We start from the raw sequence: 22,702 nt of genomic DNA, 5'->3' as shown, positions 1-22,702 counted from the left end.
ATGGAGTCGGCAGAGATCGTACGCCGCTTCCTGCGCTTCTTCGAGGAGCGCGGACACACCGTCGTTCCCTCGGCCAGCCTGGTCGCCGAAGATCCGACGCTGCTGCTCGTCAACGCGGGCATGGTCCCGTTCAAGCCCTACTTCCTCGGGCAGCGCAAGCCGCCGTACCCGCGGGCGACGAGCGCGCAGAAGGTCATCAGGACCAACGACATCGACGAGGTCGGCAAGACGACCCGGCACGCGAGCTTCTTCCAGATGCTGGGCAACTTCTCGTTCGGTGACTACTTCAAGGAAGACGCGATCCCGTTCGCGTGGGAGTTGCTGACCAAGCCCCAGTCCGAGGGCGGTTTCGGCTTCGCGGAAGACCGGCTGTGGGCGACCGTCTACCTCGACGACGACGAGGCGCTGGACATTTGGCACAAGAAGGCCGGCGTGCCGCTCGAGCGCATCCAGCGGCGCGGCCTCGAGGACAACTACTGGCACATGGGCGTGCCCGGTCCCGGCGGCCCGTGCTCCGAGATCTACTACGACCGCGGCCCCGACTACGGCAGGGAAGGCGGCCCGGTCGCCGACGAGACCCGTTATCTCGAGGTCTGGAACAACGTCTTCATGCAGTTCCAGCTCGGTGCGGTCCGCAGCAAGGTGGACTTCGACATCGTCGGCGAGCTGCCCGCCAAGAGCGTCGACACCGGCATGGGCCTGGAGCGCATGGCGGCGATCCTGCAGGGCGTCGACAACATCTACGAGATCGACACCACCTACAAGATCCTCACCAGGGCGGCCGAGCTCACCCGCACCCGGTACGGCCGCAACCACCGCTCTGACGTCTCGCTCCGGGTGGTCGCGGACCACATGCGCGCCGGCGTGATGCTGGTCGGCGACGGCGTGCTGCCCTCCAACGAGGGCCGCGGCTACGTGCTGCGCCGCATGCTCCGCCGGGCGATCCGCAACCTCCGCCTGCTCGGCGCGGGCGAGGAGCGGTACATGCACGAGCTGACCGACGTGACCATCGACGTGATGGGCCAGCAGTACCCCGACCTGAAGGCGGACGCGCCCAACATCCACACGGTCATCGACGCCGAGGAGGTGTCGTTCCTCGGCACGCTCCGCACCGGTACGGCGATCTTCGACGTCGCGGTCGAGGAGAGCAAGCGCAAGGGGTCGACCGAGCTCAGCGGCGCGCAGGCGTTCCAGTTGCACGACACCTTCGGCTTCCCCATCGACCTCACGCTGGAGATGGCGGCCGAGCAGGGCCTCCAGGTCGACGAGGACGGCTTCCGGCGCCTCATGTCGGAACAGCGGGCCATGGCCAAGGCGGACGCGGCGGCGAAGAAGACCGGCAACGCCGACATCTCGGTGTTCGGCGACATCCTGGAGAAGTCCGGCAAGGTCGACTTCCTGGCGTACGACCACACGACGGCCGAGGCGACCGTCGTCGGTCTCCTCGTCGAGGGCGCCAACGTGCCGGCGGTCGGCGCGGGATCCACGGTGGAGATCGTGCTCGACCGCACCCCGTTCTACGCCGAGGGTGGCGGTCAGCTCGCCGACCAGGGTGTGATCCGGACCGACGGCGCGGAAGTCGAGATCGTCGACGTCCAGACCCCGGTGGCCGGGCTCATCGTCCACCGCGGGAAGGTCAGGCACGGCGAGGTCCGGGTGGGAGACCACGCCCACGCCGAGATCGACATCGAGCGCCGCCGGGCGATCTCCCGCAGCCACACCGCGACGCACCTGGTCCATCGGGGCTTCCGCAACGCGCTCGGCGAGTCCGCCGCGCAGGCGGGCTCGGAGAACTCGCCCGGGCGTTTCCGCTTCGACTTCACCGCGGCGGGAGCGGTCTCACCGACGGTGCTGCGCGACGTCGAGGACGAGGTCAACGCGGTCCTGATCAACGACCTCAAGGTCAACGCGTTCTACACCTCGCAGGAGGAGGCGCGCGCCATGGGCGCGCTCGCGCTCTTCGGCGAGAAGTACGGCAACGAGGTACGCGTCGTCGAAGTCGGCGAGTACTCCCGTGAGCTGTGCGGCGGCACCCATGTCGCGAGCTCGGGTCAGCTCGGCCTCGTCAAGGTGCTGGGCGAGGGCTCGATCGGCGCCGGCGTGCGCCGCGTCGAGGCGCTCGTCGGCATCGACGCCTTCCGCTTCCTGGCCAGGGAGAGCGTGCTGGTCAACCAGCTGAGCGAGCAGCTCAAGGCTCCCAAGGAGGAGCTGCCCGAGCGGATCGACGGCATCGTCTCCCGCCTGCGCGCGGCCGAGAAGGAGCTGGAGCGGCTCAAGTCGGCCCAGGTCCTCGCCGTCGCGGGCGAGCTCGTTGCGCAGGCGCGCGACCTCGGCGGAGTGTCCGTGGTGACCCACCGCGCGCCTGATGGCACCTCCGCCGATGATCTGCGTAAGCTCGCCCTTGATGTGCGCGGCCGGTTCCCGAGCGACCGCGGTGCGGTCGTCGTCGTTGCCGGGGTGCCCTCAGACCGCCCGGTCGTCGTCGCCGTGGTGAACGAGGCGGGACGTGAGCGCGGTCTGAAGGCCGGTCGGCTCGTCGGCGTCGCCGCCAAGACGCTTGGGGGTGGCGGTGGCGGCAAGGACGATGTGGCGCAGGGCGGAGGATCGCGTCCTGAGGCGATCGGAGACGCGTTGCGCGCGGTCGAGGAGACGATCTCCTCTTCTCTCGCCTGACGGGTCCCGCGCGCGTGGAGATCTGTTCATGAGGCGGGGCGTGAGGCTCGGCGTCGACGTCGGGTCGGTCAGAATCGGCGTGGCCCGCAGCGACCCTTCCGGGCTGCTGGCCACGCCCGTCGAGACCGTACGGCGAGGCCGGGGCGATCTCGGCAGGATCGCCGAGATCGCCGTCGAACATGAGGCGATCGAGGTCGTCGTCGGGCTGCCGACGTCGCTGTCGGGGCGGGAGAGTCACGCCGCCTCCGCGGCGCGGGCCTTCGCCGCCGAACTCGCCGTGAGGCTGGCTCCGACGCCGATCCGCCTTTACGACGAGCGGCTGACCACCGTGACGGCGCAGCAGGGGCTGCGCTCGAGCGGGGTGAAGGCGAAGAACCAGCGCGACGTCATCGATCAGGCGGCGGCCGTGGTGCTGCTGCAGGCCGCGCTCGATTTCGAAAGCACGACCGGCAGACCGCCGGGCCGTCCCCTCGAGCCGCCGGGCGGGCAACCCGGCGAGGAAGCGAGCGGCGGGACCGCCAGGTGAGGCGGTCGACGGGCGTCGTGCTCGGTGGCGCCGTCCTGGTCGCGGCCGCCATCGCGTTCGGCGTCCAGTCGGTCGTGCGGACGGCGCCCGGCGCCGAGGACTTCGAGGGCGCCGGGACCGGTTCGGTCACGGTGGAGATCACTCCAGGGGCGAGCGCGGGCGAGATCGCCGAGACGCTCAAGCACGCGGGGGTGGTCGCCAGCACCCAGTCGTTCGTCGACGAGGTGGTGCGGCGATCGAAGGAGGCGAGCCTCCACCCCGGCCAGTACCGGATGAAGCGGCGCATGGCGGCCGCCGCGGCCCTGGATCTGCTGCTCACACCCGCGTCCCGGGTGATCCGGAAGGTGACCGTGCCGGAGGGCATGCGGCTGGCGGACGTACTCGCCGCGCTCGCCAAGGGGTCCGGGCTACCGCTCTCCGACTTCACCAAGGCCGTCGCGGAACCCGACAAGCTGCGGCTTCCCGCGTACGCCAAGGGGCAGGTCGAGGGATTCCTGTTCCCGGCCACGTATGAGGTCGAGCCGACGGCCACTGCTGCGGACCTGCTGCGCAAAATGATCGTCCGGTTCCGCGCGGCCGCGCGGCACGTCGACCTGGAACGGCTCGCGGCCGAGCGGAAGCTGACCCCGCTCCAGGCCGTCACGATGGCGAGCATCGTCCAGGCCGAGGGCGGGCAGGACGCGGACTATCCGAAGATCGCTAGAGTGATCTTTAACCGGCTCGACCGTGGCGCGAAACTCGAGATGGACAGCACGGTCAACTACGTCCTGCGCAGGCACACGCTGAAGGTGTCGATGCAGGACACCAAGGTCGCCTCTCCGTACAACACGTACGCGCGCGAGGGCCTCCCGCCGGGGCCGATCGGCAACCCCGGGGAGAAGGCGCTGCGGGCGGTGCTTCATCCTGCTTCAGGCGATTGGTACTGGTTCGTGACCACCGATCCAGGCCGTAGAATCACCAAATTCACTGACAAAGAGGCCGAGTTCCTGAAATATCGGGAGGAGCTGAACAAGAACCTGGGGACGAACTAGCCGATGAGGTCGGTCGTCCTCACGAGGTTTCACATATCGGGTGTCCCTGCCCCGTGTAACGTCGAGCACGACACGGGACGAGCGACCGCCCACCCCACCTGCCGGAACCCCCCTCGGTTTGGCACACTCGCTTGACGCGGAGCCGGTCGTACCGAGAGATTGGCCGACGCAACTATGAACGATCTGGGCATGGACTTCCTGCTAGGCGACGAGGACGAGGAGCGTCCCGGCCGCCGGACTCGTGGCAGCCGCAGCCAGCAGCGGCGCAGTCGCAAGCGGAGGAAGCGGCAGCGTCGCAAGGGTGCGGCCGCCAGTGTGTTCGCCGTTTTGGTGATCCTGCTGATCCTCGCCGGCGTGGGGTATTTCGGGTACACCTGGGTCCGCGACGTGGTCACCGTGAAGGATTTCCCAGGCCCGGGCACGGGGGAGGTCGTCGTCCAGATCGACGAGGGTGCCACCGCCTCCGACGTCGCCGTCGACCTGGAGAAGCAGGGCGTCGTGGCCAGTGCGCGTGCGTTCGTCAACGCGATCGGCGACGCGGGCAAGGGGGCGTCGCTGCAGCCCGGCCAGTACAAGTTGCGCAAGGGGATGTCCGCGGCCGGCGCCGTCGAACTGCTCGATCCGAAGAACCGCATCCGCGACGACCTGACCTTCCAGGAGGGGCTGCGGCTCAGCAAGATCTACGAGCAGCTCGCCAAGGCCACCGGCAAGTCCGTCAACGAGTTCAAGAAGGCGGCCAAGGGCGACATCGGCCTGCCCAAGTACGCCAACAAGCAGCTCGAGGGCTTCGCGTTCCCGGCCACGTATGAGATCAACGACAAGATGAGCCCGTCGGAGATCCTCACCGCGATGGTCGACAGGTTCACCCAGACCGCCGAAAAGGTCGACCTCGAGAGCCAGGCCGAGGCGATCGGTTACAGCCCCCGCGACATCATGATCGTTGCGAGCATCGTGCAGGCCGAGTCGGGCAGCGTGGACGACATGCCGAAGGTGGCCCGGGTCATCTACAACCGGCTCCAGCTCAACCCGCCGATGAAGCTCCAGATGGACAGCACGACCATGTACGGCCTCAACAAGTACGGCATCGCCGCGACGGAGGCCGAGACCCAGAGCAAGTCCCGGTACAACACCTACCGGTATGAGGGACTGCCGCCGGGACCGATCTCCAACCCCGGCGACCACGCGATCGAGGCCGCCCTCCACCCGGCCGACGGCGCCTGGTTGTGGTTCGTGACCACCGACCCGAAGAAGGGCATCACCAAGTTCACGGACAAGGAGTCGGAGTTCTGGCAGCTCCGCGACGAGTTCAACCGGAACTACGGATGACGACGGGCCACCGGGCCGCGGTCCTCGGCTCTCCGATCGGGCACTCGCTGTCCCCGGTCCTGCACCGGACGGCGTACGCCGCGATGGGGTTGCGGGACTGGAGATACGACGCGTTCGAGTGCACCGAGGACGGGCTGCCCGCGCTGGTGGAGACGATGGGCGCGGAGTGGGCCGGCCTGTCGCTGACGATGCCGTTGAAGCGTGCGGTCCTCCCGCTCCTCGAGACGGTCTCTGAGCTGGCGGTCCGGGTGGGTGCCGCGAACACCGTGGTCTTCAGGGACGGCGCGCGCCACGGGGAGAACACCGACGTGCATGGGATCGTCCAGGCGCTGGCGGAGACGGGGGTGTCGGCCCCCTCGGCCGTCACGGTCCTCGGAGGCGGCGCGACGGCCGCCTCCGCGATCGCGGCCGTCAGGGAGATGGGCCTGCCGCGGGCGACCCTCGTCGTCAGGGACGCCGGCCGCGCGGCCGAGACCCTGGAGGTCGCGGAGCGGCTCGGCGTCGCGCTGACCGTGCGGACCTTCGCCACGTTCGACAGGACCGCCGTGGACGCGGATCTGATCGTCTCCACCCTGCCCTCCGGCGTGGCGGACGGTTTCGCCGACGAGATCGCGAGGGGCCTGCCCGAGAAGGGCGCCCTGCTCGACGTGGTCTACTCGCCCTGGCCCACCGCGCTGGCGAGAGCCGTACAGGGGCGCGGGGGGACCGTGGTGAGCGGCTTTTCGATGTTGCTGCACCAGGCGGCCAGGCAGGTCGAGCTCATGACCGGTTACGGCGACGTACCCGTGGAGGCCATGCGCGCCGCCGGCGAGGCGGAGATCGCCCGGCGCGCGACCTGACCCTGACGATCCTGACCCTGACGATGAGGAAGGGTGCCGGGCCCGTATCGCCGGGGGAATAGTTCGGCGATCGGGCGTGCTTGTGGTAACGTAAAACATCGATCGGTCCGGCATGCCAGCTGGACGCGCAAGCGGAGGTCCTCCTCCCACCTGATCCGCCGAAAGGCAGACGGGTCAAGGATCACACCGGAGTTTTCGGCAGGAGAGCTCAGTGACCCCGCATGCGTGACGTGCGGGGTTTTTTGCTTTTGCCCTGCACGGTCGAGCACCAAGCGGAAGCCTTTTGGAGGTCCCATCAGCACCGAGCCCCGCATCAACGATCGTATTCGTGTGCCGGAGGTCCGCCTCGTCGGCCCGAACGGCGAGCAGGTCGGCATCGTCTCCATCGGGGATGCGCTGAAGCTGGCCCAGGAAAGCGATCTCGACCTCGTCGAGGTCGCCGCGACGGCCCGCCCGCCTGTCTGCAAGCTCATGGACTACGGCAAGTTCAAGTACGAGTCGGCCATGAAGGCGCGCGAGGCCCGCCGTAACCAGGCACACACGATCATCAAGGAGATCAAGCTCCGGCCGAAGATCGATCCGCACGACTACGAGACCAAGAAGGGTCACGTCGTGCGCTTCCTCAAGGCGGGGGACAAGGTCAAGGTCACGATCATGTTCCGGGGTCGCGAGCAGTCCCGGCCTGAGCTGGGTTTCCGGCTGCTGCAGCGGCTCGCTGAGGACGTCACGGAGCTCGGGTTCGTCGAGTCGCAGCCCAAGCAGGACGGCCGCAACATGATCATGGTGATCGGGCCCCACAAGAAGAAGGCCGAGGCCAAGGCCGAGCGCGCCGCGGCGCGGGCACAGCGCGGAGCGGACGCCCCGGTGGACTTGCCTGACGAGGCGGTCGCGCCCGTCGAGTGACCCCGCGCAAGCGGAGTGATCCCGACGGAGCGGACGGCCGTGACGCGGGTGGAGCGATCTCACACAGGCGGAGTGACGAGCTCTTTCTGACCATCAGACGGAGCGCGGAAAGCCGAGACCGAGACGGTCTCGAGGAGTGCAGCATGCCGTCGGCCGGGGCACCAGCCCTGGACCGGCGGTACTGACAACGAGGGAGAGACGGCTGAGATGCCGAAGATGAAGACGCACAGCGGTGCGAAGAAGCGGTTCCGGCTCACCGGTTCCGGCAAGATCGTTCGCCGTCGTGCCAACCGGCAGCACCTTTTCGAGTACAAGCCGTCCACCCGTACGCGCCGTCTCGAGGGTGTCGTCGTCATGTCTGACGCCGACACGAAGAAGATCAAGAAGTTGCTCGCCAAGTAACGACCCCGGGGAGATAGTCAAATGGCACGCGTGAAGCGGGCGCTCAACGCCAAGAAGAAGCGCAGGGTCGTCCTCGAGCGGGCGAGTGGTTACCGGGGGCAGCGGTCGCGTCTGTACCGCAAGGCCAAGGAGCAGATGCTCCACTCGATGACCTATGCGTACCGGGACCGCAAGGACAAGAAGGGCACCTTCCGCCGCCTGTGGATCCAGCGCATCAACGCCGCGGTCCGGGCGAACGGCATGACCTACAACCGGTTCATCCAGGGTCTGCGCCTCGCGGGCATCGAGGTGGACCGCAAGATCCTCGCCGATCTCGCGGTCAACGACGCCCCGACCTTCGCCGCGCTGGTCGAGTCCGCCAAGAAGGCGCTCCCGGCCGACGTGAACGCGCCGGTCGCCGGATAGCACTGCTCAAGTGAGGGCCCGCCGTGATCCGGCGGGCCCTCACTCACGTCAAGGGAGGTCGGGGTCAGGGATGGCGGAGCTCACCAACATCAGGTCGCCGCGCGTGAAGGCGGCCCGGCGGCTGACCAAGCGCGCCTTCCGCGACCGGGACAAGGCGTTCCTGGCCGAAGGGCCACAGGCGGTTCGCGAGGCCCTCACGATCGAGGGCGTCACCGTCGAGTTGTTCACCACGGCCGAGGCCGAGTCGCGCCACCCGGACATCATCGCGGCCGCCGCCGCGACGGGCGTTCCGGTCCACCGCGCCAGCGGTGAGGTGATGGCCGACCTGACCCAGACGATCACGCCGCAGGGGATCCTGGCCGTCTGCCGGTTCGTCCACGTCCCCCTCGGGCAGGCCGTACCCACGGGAGCCCGACTGGTCGCCCTGCTGGCCCATGTGCGCGACCCGGGGAACGCCGGCACGGTCCTGCGCACGGCCGACGCGGCGGGAGCCGACGCGGTCGTGTTCACCGACGCCTCGGTCGACCCCTACAACGGCAAGTGCGTCCGGGCCAGCGCGGGCAGCCTCTTCCACCTGCCGGTGGCGACCGGCGCCCCCGTCGCCGACGCCGTACGGCAGGCGAAGGACGCGGGGCTGCGGGTGTTCGCCGCCGACGGCGCGGGCACGTCGACGCTCGACGAGGTCGATCTGAGCCACCCCACCGCGTGGCTGTTCGGCAACGAGGCCTGGGGATTGCCGCCCGAACTTCTCGCACTGGCCGACGAGGTCGTCCGGGTGCCGATCTACGGACGGGCGGAGAGCCTCAATCTGGCCACCGCCGCAGCGGTGTGCCTGTACTCTTCCGCCCGCGCGCAACGGCAGAACTTACATTCTGTGGAACATCCCACCACCTCGCCCCGCTGAGGCTGCTGACGGTGCCGGGAAACCCGCTATTGTCGGCGGTGGAGTCGCGCTGAGTCAGGCGGCGTGGTTCCGTCCCGCGAGGCTCCCGAGGGCTGAGGAGGCGGTCTCGTGCGAGGTGGCGACACCCCCAGCGGTTCCCTTCACGGGGTTTCCGATGGGAGTGCGTACATCTGCGTAGACGAGCTGCCCGATGGACTGGTCGTGGCCGACCACGGAGGCCGGGTCCTCGTCGTCAACCGGGCGGCCGAGCGACTGACCGGCGTCGACCGGCAAAGAGTGGTCGGCAGGAACGTCGTCGACGTCCTGCCCTTCCGCGACCTCGAAGGCCGCGACTGGTGGAAATGGCTCGACCCGCGCGGAGGCCTGAGGACCCGCAGCCGGCAGCCGGAGCGTCCGCTCAGCCTCCCCGGCCGCCAGGAGTTACTCGTGGCCGCCCGGTTCGTCCGTGCACCCGAGCGGGGCGGCCCCGTCATCCGAGTTGTGATCACGATCAGGGACGCGTCCGCCCGGGCCCGGGTCGAGCGGAGCAGGGCCGACCTCGTCTCCACCGTCGCCCATGAGCTCAGGTCCCCGCTGACCAGCGTTAAGGGGTTCACCGCGACGCTCCTCGCCAAGTGGGAGCGGTTCACCGACGCCCAGAAGCTGGTCATGCTGGAGACGGTCAACGCCGACGCCGACCGCGTCACCCGGCTGATCACCGAGCTGCTCGACGTGTCCAGGATCGAATCGGGCCGGCTGCAGGTGCACCGGCAGGTCGTGGACATCCCCGCCCGGGCCAGGAAAATCATCGCCGGCCGGGTGGCCGCGGGGGAGCCCGAGGACCGTTTCCGTATCGAGGTCCGCGGGGATCTCCCCGAGACCTGGTTCGACCAGGACAAGATCGACCAGATTCTGGCCAACCTGCTGGAGAACGGCGTACGGCACGGACGGGGTACGGTGTCCGTAGTGGTCGAGCCAGTCGAATGGGGAGTAGCCGTGTCCGTGCGTGACCAGGGTGAGGGCGTCGCGCCCGAGCTGGTCGGGCGCGTCTTCCGCCAGTTCTGGCGGGGCAACGGGCGCCGCAGGGGCGGCACGGGGCTCGGCCTGTTCATCGTCAAAGGCCTGATCGAGGCGCACGGCGGCACGATCAACGTGCAGCGCGCCCCCGAGGGCGGCGCGGAGTTCCGATTTATCTTGCCCACCGGGGCTCCTGACTTCGCCTGAGCTGCGCCGTTCCGCGCGGCACGCGCGGCGCGGATGACGGCCCGGTGGGCTGATCCCACTAAACTCGACCATGCTGGGCGCCCGGCGCTCGCACGCCCTGGATACGGAGCTCTCTCTTGTCGAACACCTATGACCCGGTCGAGGTGACGCCGTTGCACGCCGACGAAGTCGGGCGGGCACAGGCCGACGCCCTCGCCGCGATCGCCGCGGCGCGTGACCTCGAAGATCTGAAGAAGGCGCGCCTCGCGCACGCAGGCGACCGTTCGCCGATCGCGCTGGCCAACCGGGAGATCGGCGCCCTGCCGCCCGCGGCCCGCGCGGAGGCGGGCAAGCGGATCGGCACGGCCCGCAAGGCCATCGGCGAGGCGCTCGCCGCGCGCCAGGCCGAGCTCGAGGCCGAGCGCGACGCGCGCGTCCTCGTCGAGGAGACCGTCGACGTCTCGCTGCCGTGGGACCGTGCTCCTCGCGGCGCCCGTCACCCGCTCACCACGCTGCAGGAACGTATCGCGGACGCGTTCGTCGCGATGGGCTACGAGGTGGCCGAGGGGCCCGAGCTCGAGGCCGAATGGTTCAATTTCGACGCGCTGAACATCGCTCCCGATCACCCCGCCCGCTCCGACCACGACACGTTCTTCGTGGAGAGCACCGAGTCGGGGAAGGTGCTGCGGACCCAGACCTCGCCCGTCCAGATCCGCGCGCTGCTGGCGCGGCCCCTGCCCGTCTACGTGGTCTCGCCGGGGAAGACCTTCAGGACCGACGAGCTCGACGCCACCCACACCCCGGTCTTCCACCAGGTCGAGGGCTTGGCGATCGACAAGGGCCTGACGATGGCGCACCTCAAGGGCACCCTCGACCGGTTCGCCGAGGTGATGTTCGGTGAGGGCATCCGCACCCGTTTCCGGCCGAACTACTTCCCCTTCACCGAGCCGTCGGCCGAGATGGACCTGCTCTGCTTCGTCTGCCGCGGGTCGTCGGCCGTGCCGGGCAACCCGGCGTGCCGTACGTGCAAGTCCGAGGGCTGGATCGAGTGGGGCGGCTGCGGCATGGTCAACCCGCGGGTCCTCATCGCCTGCGGCGTCGACCCCTCGGTCTACTCCGGGTTCGCGTTCGGCATGGGCATCGAGCGCACGCTGATGTTCCGCCACAACGCCGAGGACATGCGCGACATGGTCGAAGGCGACGTCCGGTTCACCCTGCCGTTCGGGATGGAGGTCTGATGAAGGTCCCGCTTTCATGGCTGCGGGAGTATGTCGATCTCCCCGCCGTCACGGCCCACGAGGTCGCCGACAAGCTCACCGCCGGGGGCTTGAAGCTCGAGTCGATCACCGCGCACGGTCACGAGATCAAGAACGTGGTCGTCGGCCGCGTCCTCGCGATCGAGGAACTGGCCGGTTTCAAGAAGCCGATCCGGCACTGCCGGGTCGAGGTGGGGGAGGCGGCTCCCCGCGAGATCGTCTGCGGCGCCGTCAACTTCGTCGAAGGTGACGTCGTGCCGGTGGCCCTGCCCGGTGCCGTGCTCCCCGGCGGTTTCGAGATCGCCTCCCGCAAGACGTACGGCAGGCTGTCCGACGGGATGATCTGCTCGGAGGCCGAGCTCGGCATCGCCGAGTCGTCCCCGGGCATCCTCCTGCTGCCGCAGGACACCCCCATCGGCGCGGACGTCGTCGAGTTGCTGGGCCTGCGCGACGACGTGCTCGAGCTGGAGATCACCCCCGACAGGGGCTACGCGCTGTCGATCCGCGGCGTCGCGCGCGAGGCGGCCATCGCCTTCGGCGTGCCGTTCCGCGACCCCGGCACCGTCGAGCCTCCCGTCGTGGAGGGCGAGTCGTGGCCGGCGTCGATCGGCGACCCCACGGCCTGCGACCGCTTCGTGCTGCGCTCGGTCTCCGGGTTCGACCCGGCGGCCGAGAGCCCGCTCTGGATGCGGCTGCGGCTCGTGCGCGCGGGCATGCGTCCGGTCTCCCTGGCCGTGGACGTGACGAACTACATCATGCTCGAGCTCGGGCAGCCGCTCCACGCGTTCGACCGCTCCCGCCTGTCCGGCGGCATCGTCGTGCGGCGGGCGCGCGCGGGCGAGACGCTGGAGACGCTCGACCACGTCGTCCGCAAGCTCAACGAGGACGACATCCTGATCACCGACGACTCGGGCCCGATCTCGATGGCCGGCACGATGGGCGGCCTGCACACCGAGATCTCCGGAACGTCGGGCGACATCGTGATCGAGGCCGCGCACTTCTCCGCGACGGGGATCGCGCGGGAGTCCCGCAGGCACAATCTGGTGAGCGAGGCGTCCAAGCGGTTCGAGCGCGGCGTCGACCGGGAGCTTCCGCTGATCGCGTCGTGGCGGGCCGTACAGCTCCTCGTCGAGTTGGGCGGCGCCACGGCCGAGCCGGGCGTCACCCACGCCCAGGTCGAGGCGGATCCCGTCACGATCACCATCCCGGCCGGTCACCCCGGTCGCGTCGCCGGCCTGCCGTACACACGGGAGACCGTGGTCCGGCGGCTCGAGCAGGTGGGCTGCACGGTGGCCGACGGTGGCGTCGCGGGAGTCCGCGGCGGCCAGGGTGTCGCCGCGACCGGCGTTGTCACCAGCGGCGACCTGGCCGACAAGCTCGCCGTCCAGGGGGACGACCTGATCACGGTGACGCCGCCGACGTGGCGTCCTGACCTGACCGACCCCAACGACCTGGCGGAAGAGGTCATCAGGCTCGAGGGGTACGAGCACCTGCCGTCCGTGCTGCCCGCCGCGCCGGCGGGGGCGGGGCTGACGGAAGGGCAGCGCCGCCGCCGCAGGACTGGGCGCGCGCTGGCCGCGGCGGGATACGTCGAGGTGCTGTCGTATCCGTTCATCGGCGAGCGTGACCTCGACGCCCTGCAGTTGCCCGAGGGCGACGCGCGCAGGCGGGTGACCCGGCTGGTCAACCCGCTGAGCGAGGACGAGCCGTTCATGCGGACCACGCTTCTGCCGGGGCTGCTGAAGACGCTCGTCCGCAATGTGGGCCGCGGGTTCGGCGACGTCGCGCTGTTCGAGATCGGGCTGGTCTACCGGCCGGAGGCGGACGCTCCTGCGGCCGCCCCGGTGCTCGCGGTCGATCGCAGGCCGACCTCCGCGGAGCTCGCCGAGATCGAGCAGGCGCTCCCGCGACAGCCGCTGCGGGTCGCCGTGGTCCTGGCAGGGGAGTTCGAGCGGTCCGGCTGGTGGGGTGCGGGTCGGCAGGCGTCCTGGGCGGACGCCGTCGAGGCCGCGCGCACGCTGGCCCGGGCGGCCGGCGTCGAGCTCGGCGTCGGGCAGGACCAGCACGAGCCGTGGCACCCAGGTCGTTGCGCCGTCCTGACCGTGACCGACGCCGCCACCGGTGAGCAGGTGACGGTCGGCCACGCGGGCGAGCTGCACCCGCGGGTCATCGAGGCGTACGGCCTGCCTCCGCGTACGGCGGCGATGGAGCTGGAGTTGTCGGCGCTCTCGCTGCCGGGTCCGGTGCAGACGCCCGCCGTGTCCGCCTATCCGGTGGCCACGCAGGACGTCGCGCTGACCGTCCCGGTGGACACGCCGGTCGCCGAGGTCGAGAGCGCGCTGCGTGCGGGGGCCGGGGAACTGCTCGAGTCGATCCGGCTGTTCGACGTGTACACGGGTGAGCAGGTGGGTGAGGGCAACAAGTCGCTGGCCTACAGCCTGCGGTTCCGAGCCGCGGACCGCACGCTCACGGTGGAGGAGACGACGGCGGCTCGTGACGCCGCCGTGGCCCGCGCCGCCGAGCGGACCGGAGCCCAACTCCGCGGCGCCTGAATCACCCCCACCGGGTGTGACACTCACCCCAGGGTGTGATCCTCGCTCAGGGGTGTGACACTCACCCCGGGGTGTGATCATGCACAAGGTCGGTGGCAGGCCTGTTGACCTGCCCCGACCTTGTTTGTGATCATGCACGGATTCGCCCGTACGACCGCTGACCAGGCGCGATGCATTTCGTGATCATGCGCAGATTCGGCCACGCATGCGCTGTGCAGGTCTTTTGCACGTGGTGATCATGCAAACCCGTTGGATTTGCATGATCACCACGCATGTCATGCCAGCTCGCGGAGGGTTTTCCGAAGGTGTGCATGATTACGGCGGGGGAAACGGCAGCTCAGGGCGGCTGTCGCCGAATCTGTGCATGATCACGCTGAGGGGATGGGCCGGTCAGACCGGCCGTCCCCGAGGGTGTGCATGATCACGCGGGGTTGTTTGTCACGCGAGGTTGTTTGTCACGCGGGGTTGTTTGTCAGGCGGGGTTGTTTGTCACGCGGGACTGGTCGGTCATTTGGCGTAGAGCTCCAGGTCCCAGAGGGAGTAGCCGTAGGTGGTGCCGCGTTTGACGCCTTGCATCCGGACGTATCTGGCGTCGACCGGAGTGAACGACACGTTGTCGGTGCCGCCGTTCCCGCTGGTCGTCGAGTAGGCCGGGGTCCAGGTGGCGCCGTCGGTCGACGTCTCGATCCGGTAGGACGAGGCGTAGGCAGTCTCCCAGCGGAGGATCGCCCTTCCCACGCTCTTGACGGAGCCGAGATCCACCTGGATGTACTGGTTGTCCACCCACTCACTCGCCCATCGGGTGGACGGGTCGCCGTCGATGGCCTTCGCCGGCGTGTTCGGGCTCTGGGTGCCGTTCGCGGTGGCCGTCGCGCCCGCCGCCAGGTTGGCGACCGAGTCCCCGCGGTGAGCGGGGAACGAGACCACCTGCTGGTAGGTCGGCCGGTTCTGCCACGTGATCAGCGGGTGCTTCACTCCGCCCAGCGGCGACTGCTGGATGGCGTCGGCGCACCACTGGTTGCCCGCGGCGCAGGACGCGTCTCCGGGGTAGGTGGTGGTCGCCCGCTCGGCCAGCGCCGCGGTCAGGCTGTTCAGCAGGACCGTACGGCAGGCCGCCACCGTGTCGCCGCAGAACTTGGCCGGCAGGGGACCGGCCACCGGGTCGCCGAGCACGTTGCGCAGGTCCTTGTCGACGTAGCCCCACCAGCCGTACTGGAACGAGGAGCCCTTGTGGGGCTGCGCCTCGTTGGCCGAGCCGGGCAACGAGGAGACGTCACCCTGTTGCAGTCCGGACGGCGACTCGTTGATCTGCAGCGCGTTGACGAGGGACTGGTAGAGACCGTCGCCCAGGCCCGGCTTGAACTGGGCCCGCACGAGCTTCGGCCACCACGCGTCGAAGATGCGGATGGCGTCCGCGTTCGCGTAGGTCTTGCTGCCGGGGGAGGTCTCCACCCGCTTGGCCCCTGCGGACGCCCACGACGACAGCTTCGACACCGCCGACGCGAGCGTCGGGTCGGTCACCGCTGAACTCTTCAGTACGCGGAGCAGGTTGGGCAGGACATTGAGGCCGCGCAGATCGGTGGTCGCGGCGGAGGCCATGATCTTCACGGTGCCGCTGCGGTCGAGGGTCCCGGACGACAGGGCGGCCTTCACCGGGGCGTCCAGCAGGTCCCCGCGGTGGACGGACCCGAAGCTGAAGTTGCCGTCCGCTGAGCCGTAGTCCTTGGCCTGCTTGTTGTTCCAGCTGACGAAGTAGTCCTGGTTGACCGCCTGGGGGTGGGTGCTCGGCGGCGCGTAGGCGGCGGCGTTCGTGGCGGAATCGAACCCTTCCCATTCATGTGCGGCGTCGGCCGTCATGGGCAGGTTGGGGTCGGACACGGCCGACCTCACCGGGTTGTTCCCGGACATGAAGTACGCGGTGTCGTTCGAGTTCACATAGAACCAGTTGAACGCGAAGCCGATCGACGACGCGGAATTGTGGAAGGCGGCGGGCGATCCCATCTCGTCGGGATCGTTGAACATCTGGAAGCCGATCGCGGAGTCGGCCTCGTGCTGGTAGGTCGAGCGCAGCGTCGTGAAGGCCGTGGGCACGCCGCCCACCGTGCCGCGCCAGCTCACCAGGCCGTACTTGGTCCGTTTGATCACGAGGTCGTAGGAGCCCGCCTCGGTGGCGTCGGCCGTGCTCGGCTTCCAGGAGTTCGTCTTCTTCAGCGTCTCCATGGCCGTGCAGGTGCCGTGGTAGAGGTAGTGGTCCGACGACGTCGTGGGGGTCCCGCCGTTCGGGTCGCACAGCGTGACGGCGTAGGTGTCGGTGATGTCCTGCAGGCTCGAGGTGGCGCTCCACGCGTAGTCGGTGCCGCGGCCGAGCAGGACGTAGAGGCTCAGTCCGGAGAAGGCGGCGCCGCGTGCCCGGATGCCGGGGCCGGACAGTTCCTCCAGCATGAGCAGTTGCGGTGCGAAGTAACCGGTCTGCGGGCCGAAGACGGCGATCGGGTGGCCGTTCGCCGACTTGTCCGCCGAGACGACGACGGCGTTCGACATGCTCGGCTTGCTGTTGTCGACGGTCAGGCCGGTGAGGGCGCTCTTCGCGGCCGTGGTGGACGAGGTGGCCGTGCCCTTCTCGTTTTCGGTGATGTCGACGGGCGCGGTCGTGGCGTCGGGCAGCACGACCCCGGGCGCCCCGGCGGGGGCGGCTCCGGACGGGAAGCTCTGCCCGTCGTGCAGGGTCAGGACGGTCTCCGGGTCGTTCTGCTCGCGGAAGGCCTGCCAGGCCTGGTCGCCGGCGGCCGTGCCGTACTTGGCCCGGGCCGCGACCCGCACCAGGGCCGACTGCATCTCGGCCCCGCCGCCCCCGCCGAACAGCCCGCCGATCACACCCGCGATCGCGACCAGGTCGGTCATCTTGAAGTCGACGGGCCCGCCCGCGTTCGTGATCGCGTCGAGGTGGCCGGTCACCACGTACTCACCGGGGCAGTTCCTGTTGGCCATGCAGTAGTCGATGTACGCGTTGATCCCGGCGATGTAGCTCTGGACGTCGGTGTAGAGCTGCGCGCCCCGGGGGCCCTCGCTCCTGAGCCTGTCGACCTGCGCCTCGAGGTCGGCCTCCGTATACGGGGAGTTGCGCCAGACGCTCTGCTCAAGGTCCCTGTTGCCCGCCGCGCCGCCGGCGAAGGGGGTCAGCTCTCCCCGGCCGACGTGGCGCATCAGGTCCATCAGCCACAGGCGGTCCTGGGCGCCGGCGTAGCCTGCGCCGAACATCGTGCCCGCCCGGGTCGTGCCGGTGATGTGCGGGACACCGGTCGCCTTGTCCCGGACGATCGTGACGTCGGACCGCGGGCTGATCGTGCTCTCCACCTGACCGGCGGGCACGCCGAACGAGCTGTCGTTGAAGAAGTTCGTGATCTGGTCGTCGGTCAGCCCGGTGTAGCCGGAGATCAGGCCGGCGTACTTGTTCAGCTGGTCGGTGCTGTGGGTGGGGAAGGTGCCGAAGCCCTGGTTGCCGATGATCTCGATGAGGGTGGCGTTGCCGTTCTGGCCGGGAGGCAGGATGTCGGCGCACTGGCCGAGGCAGTAGTCGTCCGGGGGAAACGTCGGGGCCGCCGAGGCTGGGAGGGCCGGGAGGCCGACGGCGAGCAGGGCGAACGCGGCGGCGGCCGTGATCGCCCGTCGAAGGCGCGCGTGCATGCGGGAACTACCCTTCGCGTGGTCGGGGGGTGAAGGGACGTCAGGGGACATCTGGCGACATCTTGGCGACACTGTTCACGCGCGCGAACATGAGCTGGGCTCACTTCGGGACGATACTCGGTGGTAACCAATGGGGCAATGGGGTAGTGAAGGGCGTCTGTGACTGATGGCAGGCAGGAAACCCGACCGCCGTGGTTGCGGTCGTAGTGTCACGAAGACCTTTCCGATCGGACACATATCGCGGCACGGCTGAACCCGGCGGGAGGCCACGGCGTGTTGGGTGCATGAGGCTATTCGTGCTCCTCGGCGTCGCGCTCGTCCTGACTGCGTGCGGGCAGGTGGAACCGCCCTCCCGCGCCGTCCCGCAGACGCCCGCGCGCTCCGCGACGGAATCGACCGGGGCGGCGCCCGCCGCACCGAAGCCGTGCCCGAAACGATGGGGTGGGCAGATCGGGGGCTGGGTGCCCGCGCCCCCGGGCGTCGCCGGAGCGGGCGAATCGCTCGTGCCGGGCGCTCCCGTCGAGGCCATGATCTGCGCGTATCCCGGAAACAACACGAACCCGGGCGGCGAGCAACTGGCCGGGACGCGGACGCTGACGGAAACGGCCGGCCAATTGGGCCGAGACCTCGGGTACCTGCCGGTCGGCTCGTCGGACGGCGCGTGCACGGCCATGGGCGGACCCATGACGAACTACCTCATCCGGTTCACCTACGCCGACGGACGGTCGCTCTGGGTGGGCACCGCCGAAGAGGTCAACCACTGCGTGACGACGACGAACGGCACCGCCAGCAGCCGCTCGTATGTGGGCGACCGCATCACCGCCGCCTACCGTCAGGGAACCCCGCAGGCCGACGGCAAGGACCTGTGCGAGTCGTGGATGGGACGCCGGGGGCAGAACGAGCGAATGGTCCCCGACGAGCCCACATCGGTCGTGGTCTGCCGGCTCGACCCGCAGGGGGGACAGGCGCTCCGGACCGAGTACGGAACCGACGTCGCCGGGCCGTTGGCGAGCAAGTTGAACGACCTGGACGCCCGCCCGAGCGACAACAGCTGCCAGCAGACCAAGGGCGACGATCCCGGCGTCATCCTCCGTCTCGTGTTCGGCTACGCCGACGGGCCTCCGGCGGCCGTCATGGTCCAGGAATTCTGCAGGCCCTCCGTGAACAACGGGCTGCTTCAGGCGGACGGCGACGATCGCCTGAACCAGGAGGCCACGCGGCTCGCTCCCCGCTGACCCCGGGGCCGATCCCGTACGGCTCCCGCAGCGGGGGCGGGAGCCGTACGAGGAGGGTCAACGGGGTGGTGCGCCGACAGGGGTGTTCATGTCGGCCTGGATCTGCTCCGCGGTGAGGGGGGTGCTGTAGATGCGGATCTCGTCGATCAGGCCCTTGTAGTGCTGCCCGAATTGCTCGTTGCGGCCGATCGTGAGCGGGCCCGTCTCCTGGACGAAGGAGGTCGGCAGGTCGCCTTCCTGCGCGACCTCGACGCCGTTCACGTAGATCCGGACGGTGCCGTCGGCGAATGTCGCCGCCACATGACTCCAGGCGTTCGCGGGGAGGGCCGTCGGGGAGACGATGATCCGGTAATCGTTGAAGCGCACGGACGGGCCTGTCGGAACCTCGTCGTTGCCGATGTCAGAGGCGGACAGTCCGTAGGAGGATCTCTGCTGGTCTCCCTTGAACACGATCGAGTGCTCCGACGTGATCTCTGTCGGATAGACCCATGCCTCCAGGGTCATGCCCGTGTCGAGGCGCACCGTCGGTGAGTCCGGCACGACCGCGTCGGCGGTGTCCGCCGAGAAGGACAGCGCCTTGCCGAACCTGCCGTCGGCCCACGTGGTGCCGGTCGTCGTGCCGTCGTTCCCGGAGCCGGAGCCGTCGGCGAAGGTCGTGCCTGCGCCCTCGTCGAAGCCATAGGCGGCGACCAGGCAGGCAGCGGGCGGGCACTGCGTCACCTCGGCGAACCCCACGTTCGACATCTCTCCCGGCTGGCCGGCAGTGTCCACCGCCTCGACCGAGTAGGAGTACCTGCCGGCGGAAAGGCCGATGTCGACGTAGGTGCGCGCCGTCACCGTGCCGAGCAGTTCGATTCCCCGCCAGACCCGGTAGGCGGTAACCCCGTCGTCATCCGACGCCGCCGTCCAGGAGAGCTCCGCTCTGCCCGCGCCTGCCTGAACGGTGAGCGTCGGAGCGGTGGGCGGCTGGTCGGGCACTCTGGCCGAGGCCTCGTTCGACGGCTGACCGACCTGCCCGGCGTAGTCCACGGGGATGATCCGGTAGTAGTAGACCCCGTCGGCGAGTCCGTAGTCCTCGTAGACCAAGGGATTGATGTCCGCGATCCGGGTCCGCGGAGACGGAGTGAATCCCGGGGTCGTCGAGCGGTGCAACTGGTAGTGGCTGATGCCCCATGCGGCGGTGGCGGGGCCGTACGTGAGCCGAGCCCAGTCGGACCGACCGCCCGCTGTGAGCGTGCCGGGAGCGGACGGGGGGTCGCCGGGCGTTTCGACCGTGGCCGACACCTCGTTCGACGGCGGGCCGACCGGGGAGCCGCCTTCGAGGGCGACGACCCGGTAGTAGTAGACGCCGGCAGGCTGGCCCTCGTCGCGGAAGCGGGTCGCGTACGGGATCGTGGTGGTGCCGATCCAGGTGTCGTCGGACGGGGTGAATCCCGGGGTCGCCGAGCGATGGATCTCATAACTCGAGGCGTCGCCACCGAAGATCGGGGGTTGCCAGTCGAGCGAGACGAAGGAGTAGTGCACCGTCGCCTCTAGCCCGGAGGGGCCGGAGGGCGGCCGGCTCGGGTTGATCGGGGTGTTCATGTCGGTCTGGATCTGGGCCGCGGTCAGAGCCTTGTTGTAGATCCGCACTTCGTCGAGAGTCCCCTCGAAGGAGCCTCCGCCCCAGACGCTCGTGCCGCCGATCGTGAGATCACCGCCGCGGGATCGGATGTCGCCGGTGACAGACGTCTGCCGAGACAGCACGCCGTTGATGTACAGCCGGAGTCTCTTGCCGTCGTAGGTCGAGGCGAGGTGGGTCCAGCCACCCTCGCCGAGGAAGCCGGTCGATCTCACCTCCCGGTAGCTTCCCGTGCGCAAGCCGGCGGCGGGAACGCCGCTGTCATCGCTGGAGAACAGCCCGTAGGCGATGCCCCGGTCCTGCTCCTTCAGCAGCACCGTGCGCCACCCGCTCGTCGTGGCCGGGTTGACCCAGGCCTCCAGAGTCATCTCCGACGACAACCGGAGGCTCGCCGAGTCCTTCACGCGGACCGAGCTTGAGCCGTCGAACGACAGACCGGCCCCGTACTTGCCCCGCACCCAGGTCGTCGTGGTCGCCCGGCCGTCGTTGCGTTTCGGCGACGCGTCGCCGACCTTGGTGCCTTGGGCCTCGTCCATGCCGAACGCGGCGACGAGACCGGACTTCGCGGCGGACGCGTGCGCCGTCGCGGGAATCGTGAGTAGCGGACAGACGATCAGGAGGCCGGTGATGGCGGCCATGGCACGATGTGACACGTTCAACTGACGCCCCCATAGGCAGACGAACCTGCTTCGACGGTCGTGCCGTCTTTGATTGGACTCGGCCTCGCGGCGGAAGGTTGGGGGTGTCCGGTGTCCTGATCCGGTCAGGCGACGCACTCAGCCGGGGACGACGCCCCTTCAGGCGATCAGGCGGTGGCGGGTTCGTCGGCGCCGGGCCCGTTCGGCGAGCGCGTACTCGTCGGTGCGCGCGTCGTAGGCGCGGAACTTCGGCAGGAGGGTCGCCATCAGCGCGACCGCGCCCACGCAGAGGACTCCGCCGGCTCCCAGCGAGAAGCGCGTGCCGCCCAACTGGGCCATGAAGCCGGCCCGGGCGTCGCCGAGCATCGGTCCCGACGAGTAGGAGAGCACCTCGATGCCGGCCAGTCGCCCGCGGTACTCGTCGGGGATGGTCTGGTTCCAGATCGTGTGACGGAAGAGCCCGCTGACCATGTCGGCGCCGCCGGCGATCGCCAGGAACAGGAAGACCAGCCAGACGTTCGGCATGAAGGCCGCGACCACCACCGCGGCGCCCCAGCCCGTCGCGGCCATGATGACCGCGCGGCCGTGCCGGTGGACGTGGCTGGTCCAGCCCGAGGTGAGCGACGCGACCACCGAGCCCACGCCGCCGGCCGCGTACAGCAGGCCGAGAGCCTTCGGCGCGCGCAGATCGTCCGCCAGGAAGGGGTACAGCGCGTTGGAGCTCGCGAACGCCATGGCGGCGATGTCGACGAGATAGGTGCCCATCAGGTCGGCCCGCTTCAGCGCGTACCGCACTCCCTCGACCATCGATCGGAGCGAGGCCGGGGTGGCCTCGTCCAGGCGGCTGACCGGGCGCACCCGGACGAGCAGCACCAGTGAAAGCACGAACGTCACCACGTCGATGGCGTACGACGTGGCGGGCCCGAACGATGAGACGATCAGGCCGCCCGCCGCGGGGCCCGCGATCATCGCCGTGTTTCCGATCACCCCCTGGATCGCGAATCCCGCACTCATCTGGTCGAGCCGGAGCACCCGGTTGATGAGCGCCTGCTCGCTGGGCTCCCGCACGCTGCCGAATCCGGCCGCGAGGGCGCCGACCACGTAGAGGACCCACGCCTGCGGCGCGGGCAGCAGCGCGTTGACCAGCAAAAGAACGGAGGTCAGGCAGAGCCCGACCTCCGAGACGATCACGATCTTGCGCCGATCCAGTGCGTCGGCGATGGCCCCGCCCCACAGTCCGCAGATCACCATGGGGACGAACTCGGCCAGGCTCACCAGCCCCACCGCGAGATAAGAGCCGGTGAGCTCCTTCATCTGGAACGGCACGGCCACCATCGTGATGAGCGTGCCGATCTGGGTGACCAGGTTGGCCCCGAGGAGCAGGCGGAAGTCCCTGGAGTCCCGGAGCGGGCTCAGATCCAGGCGCATCCGGCGGGCGAGGGCTCTGAGCGACCGTTCAGGTGTTTCCGACACGATCGTCCATTTTGGCGACGTGGAAAGCGAGGGGCAAACCAGGCCGCCTGTG

16 protein-coding genes are annotated in these 22,702 nt (G+C 69.4%); 13 read left to right on the top strand and 3 right to left on the bottom strand.

Annotated features, from left to right (window positions below; translation table 11 throughout):
• From alaS to Pka01_RS35790, 12 genes are all read left to right on the top strand, one after another.
• Positions 1-2,673 carry an alanine--tRNA ligase gene (gene alaS / locus Pka01_RS35845; protein ID WP_203887429.1) on the top strand — a complete coding sequence of 891 codons (2,673 nt, stop codon included), beginning with the start codon at positions 1-3 and terminating at the stop codon, positions 2,671-2,673.
• Between the two features lie 28 nt (positions 2,674-2,701).
• Positions 2,702-3,199 (top strand): Holliday junction resolvase RuvX, encoded by a 498-nt coding sequence (gene ruvX, locus Pka01_RS35840; protein WP_203887428.1) that lies wholly within the window; start codon positions 2,702-2,704, stop codon positions 3,197-3,199.
• Positions 3,196-4,230, top strand: coding sequence for an endolytic transglycosylase MltG (gene mltG / locus Pka01_RS35835; protein ID WP_203887427.1), 1,035 nt, complete (start codon positions 3,196-3,198; stop codon positions 4,228-4,230). Before ruvX ends, mltG (Pka01_RS35835) begins: the two co-directional genes overlap by 4 nt.
• Positions 4,231-4,419: 189 nt before the next feature.
• Positions 4,420-5,556 carry an endolytic transglycosylase MltG gene (gene mltG / locus Pka01_RS35830; RefSeq protein ID WP_239115927.1) on the top strand — a complete coding sequence of 379 codons (1,137 nt, stop codon included), beginning with the start codon at positions 4,420-4,422 and terminating at the stop codon, positions 5,554-5,556.
• Complete coding sequence (locus tag Pka01_RS35825; protein ID WP_203887425.1) at positions 5,553-6,395, top strand: shikimate dehydrogenase; 843 nt, start codon at positions 5,553-5,555, stop codon at positions 6,393-6,395. Before mltG (Pka01_RS35830) ends, Pka01_RS35825 begins: the two co-directional genes overlap by 4 nt.
• A 225-nt stretch (positions 6,396-6,620) precedes the next feature.
• The gene (gene infC, locus Pka01_RS35820) at positions 6,621-7,298 is read left to right on the top strand and encodes a translation initiation factor IF-3 (RefSeq protein ID WP_275414532.1); all 678 of its coding nucleotides are present in this window, start codon (positions 6,621-6,623) and stop codon (positions 7,296-7,298) included.
• A 207-nt stretch (positions 7,299-7,505) separates the two neighbouring features.
• Positions 7,506-7,700 carry a 50S ribosomal protein L35 gene (gene rpmI, locus Pka01_RS35815; protein WP_203887424.1) on the top strand — a complete coding sequence of 65 codons (195 nt, stop codon included), beginning with the start codon at positions 7,506-7,508 and terminating at the stop codon, positions 7,698-7,700.
• A 21-nt stretch (positions 7,701-7,721) separates the two neighbouring features.
• On the top strand, positions 7,722-8,105 hold the full coding sequence (gene rplT / locus Pka01_RS35810; RefSeq protein WP_203887423.1) for a 50S ribosomal protein L20: 384 nt from the start codon (positions 7,722-7,724) through the stop codon (positions 8,103-8,105).
• A 70-nt stretch (positions 8,106-8,175) separates the two neighbouring features.
• Positions 8,176-9,009: a TrmH family RNA methyltransferase gene (locus Pka01_RS35805; protein WP_203887422.1), complete on the top strand. Its 834-nt coding sequence runs from the start codon at positions 8,176-8,178 to the stop codon at positions 9,007-9,009.
• A 168-nt stretch (positions 9,010-9,177) separates the two neighbouring features.
• Positions 9,178-10,212, top strand: a complete 1,035-nt coding sequence (locus Pka01_RS35800) for a sensor histidine kinase (RefSeq protein WP_239115956.1) — start codon at positions 9,178-9,180, stop codon at positions 10,210-10,212.
• Between the two features lie 116 nt (positions 10,213-10,328).
• Positions 10,329-11,429 (top strand): phenylalanine--tRNA ligase subunit alpha, encoded by a 1,101-nt coding sequence (gene pheS / locus Pka01_RS35795; protein ID WP_203887420.1) that lies wholly within the window; start codon positions 10,329-10,331, stop codon positions 11,427-11,429.
• On the top strand, positions 11,429-13,999 hold the full coding sequence (locus Pka01_RS35790; RefSeq protein WP_203887419.1) for a phenylalanine--tRNA ligase subunit beta: 2,571 nt from the start codon (positions 11,429-11,431) through the stop codon (positions 13,997-13,999). Before pheS ends, Pka01_RS35790 begins: the two co-directional genes overlap by 1 nt.
• Before the next feature lie 507 nt (positions 14,000-14,506).
• Here the strand turns inward: Pka01_RS35790 and Pka01_RS35785 are convergent.
• Complete coding sequence (locus Pka01_RS35785; protein ID WP_203887418.1) at positions 14,507-17,683, bottom strand: penicillin acylase family protein; 3,177 nt, start codon at positions 17,681-17,683, stop codon at positions 14,507-14,509.
• 284 nt (positions 17,684-17,967) lie between these two features.
• On the opposite strand from Pka01_RS35785, the gene Pka01_RS35780 reads away from it, so the two are divergent.
• Positions 17,968-18,918 carry a hypothetical protein gene (locus Pka01_RS35780; RefSeq protein ID WP_203887417.1) on the top strand — a complete coding sequence of 317 codons (951 nt, stop codon included), beginning with the start codon at positions 17,968-17,970 and terminating at the stop codon, positions 18,916-18,918.
• 57 nt (positions 18,919-18,975) lie between these two features.
• Here Pka01_RS35780 and Pka01_RS35775 read toward each other — a convergent pair whose 3' ends face one another.
• Together Pka01_RS35775 and Pka01_RS35770 are read right to left on the bottom strand one after the other, a co-directional pair.
• A complete protein-coding gene (locus Pka01_RS35775; RefSeq protein WP_203887416.1) occupies positions 18,976-21,177 on the bottom strand; it encodes a LamG-like jellyroll fold domain-containing protein in 2,202 nt (733 codons plus the stop codon).
• Between the two features lie 159 nt (positions 21,178-21,336).
• Positions 21,337-22,650: an MFS transporter gene (locus tag Pka01_RS35770; RefSeq protein ID WP_239115922.1), complete on the bottom strand. Its 1,314-nt coding sequence runs from the start codon at positions 22,648-22,650 to the stop codon at positions 21,337-21,339.
• Positions 22,651-22,702 lie beyond the last annotated feature (52 nt).

The sequence above is a fragment of the Planotetraspora kaengkrachanensis genome, from assembly GCF_016862895.1.
GTDB lineage: Bacteria > Actinomycetota > Actinomycetes > Streptosporangiales > Streptosporangiaceae > Planotetraspora > Planotetraspora kaengkrachanensis.
Note: the sequence above shows the minus strand (reverse complement) of the source record. Positions and strands in the feature narration are given on the sequence as shown.

Bases quoted from the DNA above. Each gene is read 5' to 3' on its own strand.
- alaS (WP_203887429.1), top strand. From the start codon at position 1: ATGGAGTCGGCAGAGATCGTACGCCGCTTCCTGCGCTTCTTCGAGGAG.
- ruvX (WP_203887428.1), top strand. From the start codon at position 2,702: ATGAGGCGGGGCGTGAGGCTCGGCGTCGACGTCGGGTCGGTCAGAATC.
- mltG (WP_239115927.1), top strand. From the start codon at position 4,420: ATGGACTTCCTGCTAGGCGACGAGGACGAGGAGCGTCCCGGCCGCCGG.
- Pka01_RS35825 (WP_203887425.1), top strand. From the start codon at position 5,553: ATGACGACGGGCCACCGGGCCGCGGTCCTCGGCTCTCCGATCGGGCAC.
- rpmI (WP_203887424.1), top strand. From the start codon at position 7,506: ATGCCGAAGATGAAGACGCACAGCGGTGCGAAGAAGCGGTTCCGGCTC.
- rplT (WP_203887423.1), top strand. From the start codon at position 7,722: ATGGCACGCGTGAAGCGGGCGCTCAACGCCAAGAAGAAGCGCAGGGTC.
- Pka01_RS35805 (WP_203887422.1), top strand. From the start codon at position 8,176: ATGGCGGAGCTCACCAACATCAGGTCGCCGCGCGTGAAGGCGGCCCGG.
- Pka01_RS35790 (WP_203887419.1), top strand. From the start codon at position 11,429: ATGAAGGTCCCGCTTTCATGGCTGCGGGAGTATGTCGATCTCCCCGCC.
- Pka01_RS35785 (WP_203887418.1), bottom strand. From the start codon at position 17,683: ATGCACGCGCGCCTTCGACGGGCGATCACGGCCGCCGCCGCGTTCGCC.
- Pka01_RS35780 (WP_203887417.1), top strand. From the start codon at position 17,968: ATGAGGCTATTCGTGCTCCTCGGCGTCGCGCTCGTCCTGACTGCGTGC.
- Pka01_RS35775 (WP_203887416.1), bottom strand. From the start codon at position 21,177: ATGGCCGCCATCACCGGCCTCCTGATCGTCTGTCCGCTACTCACGATT.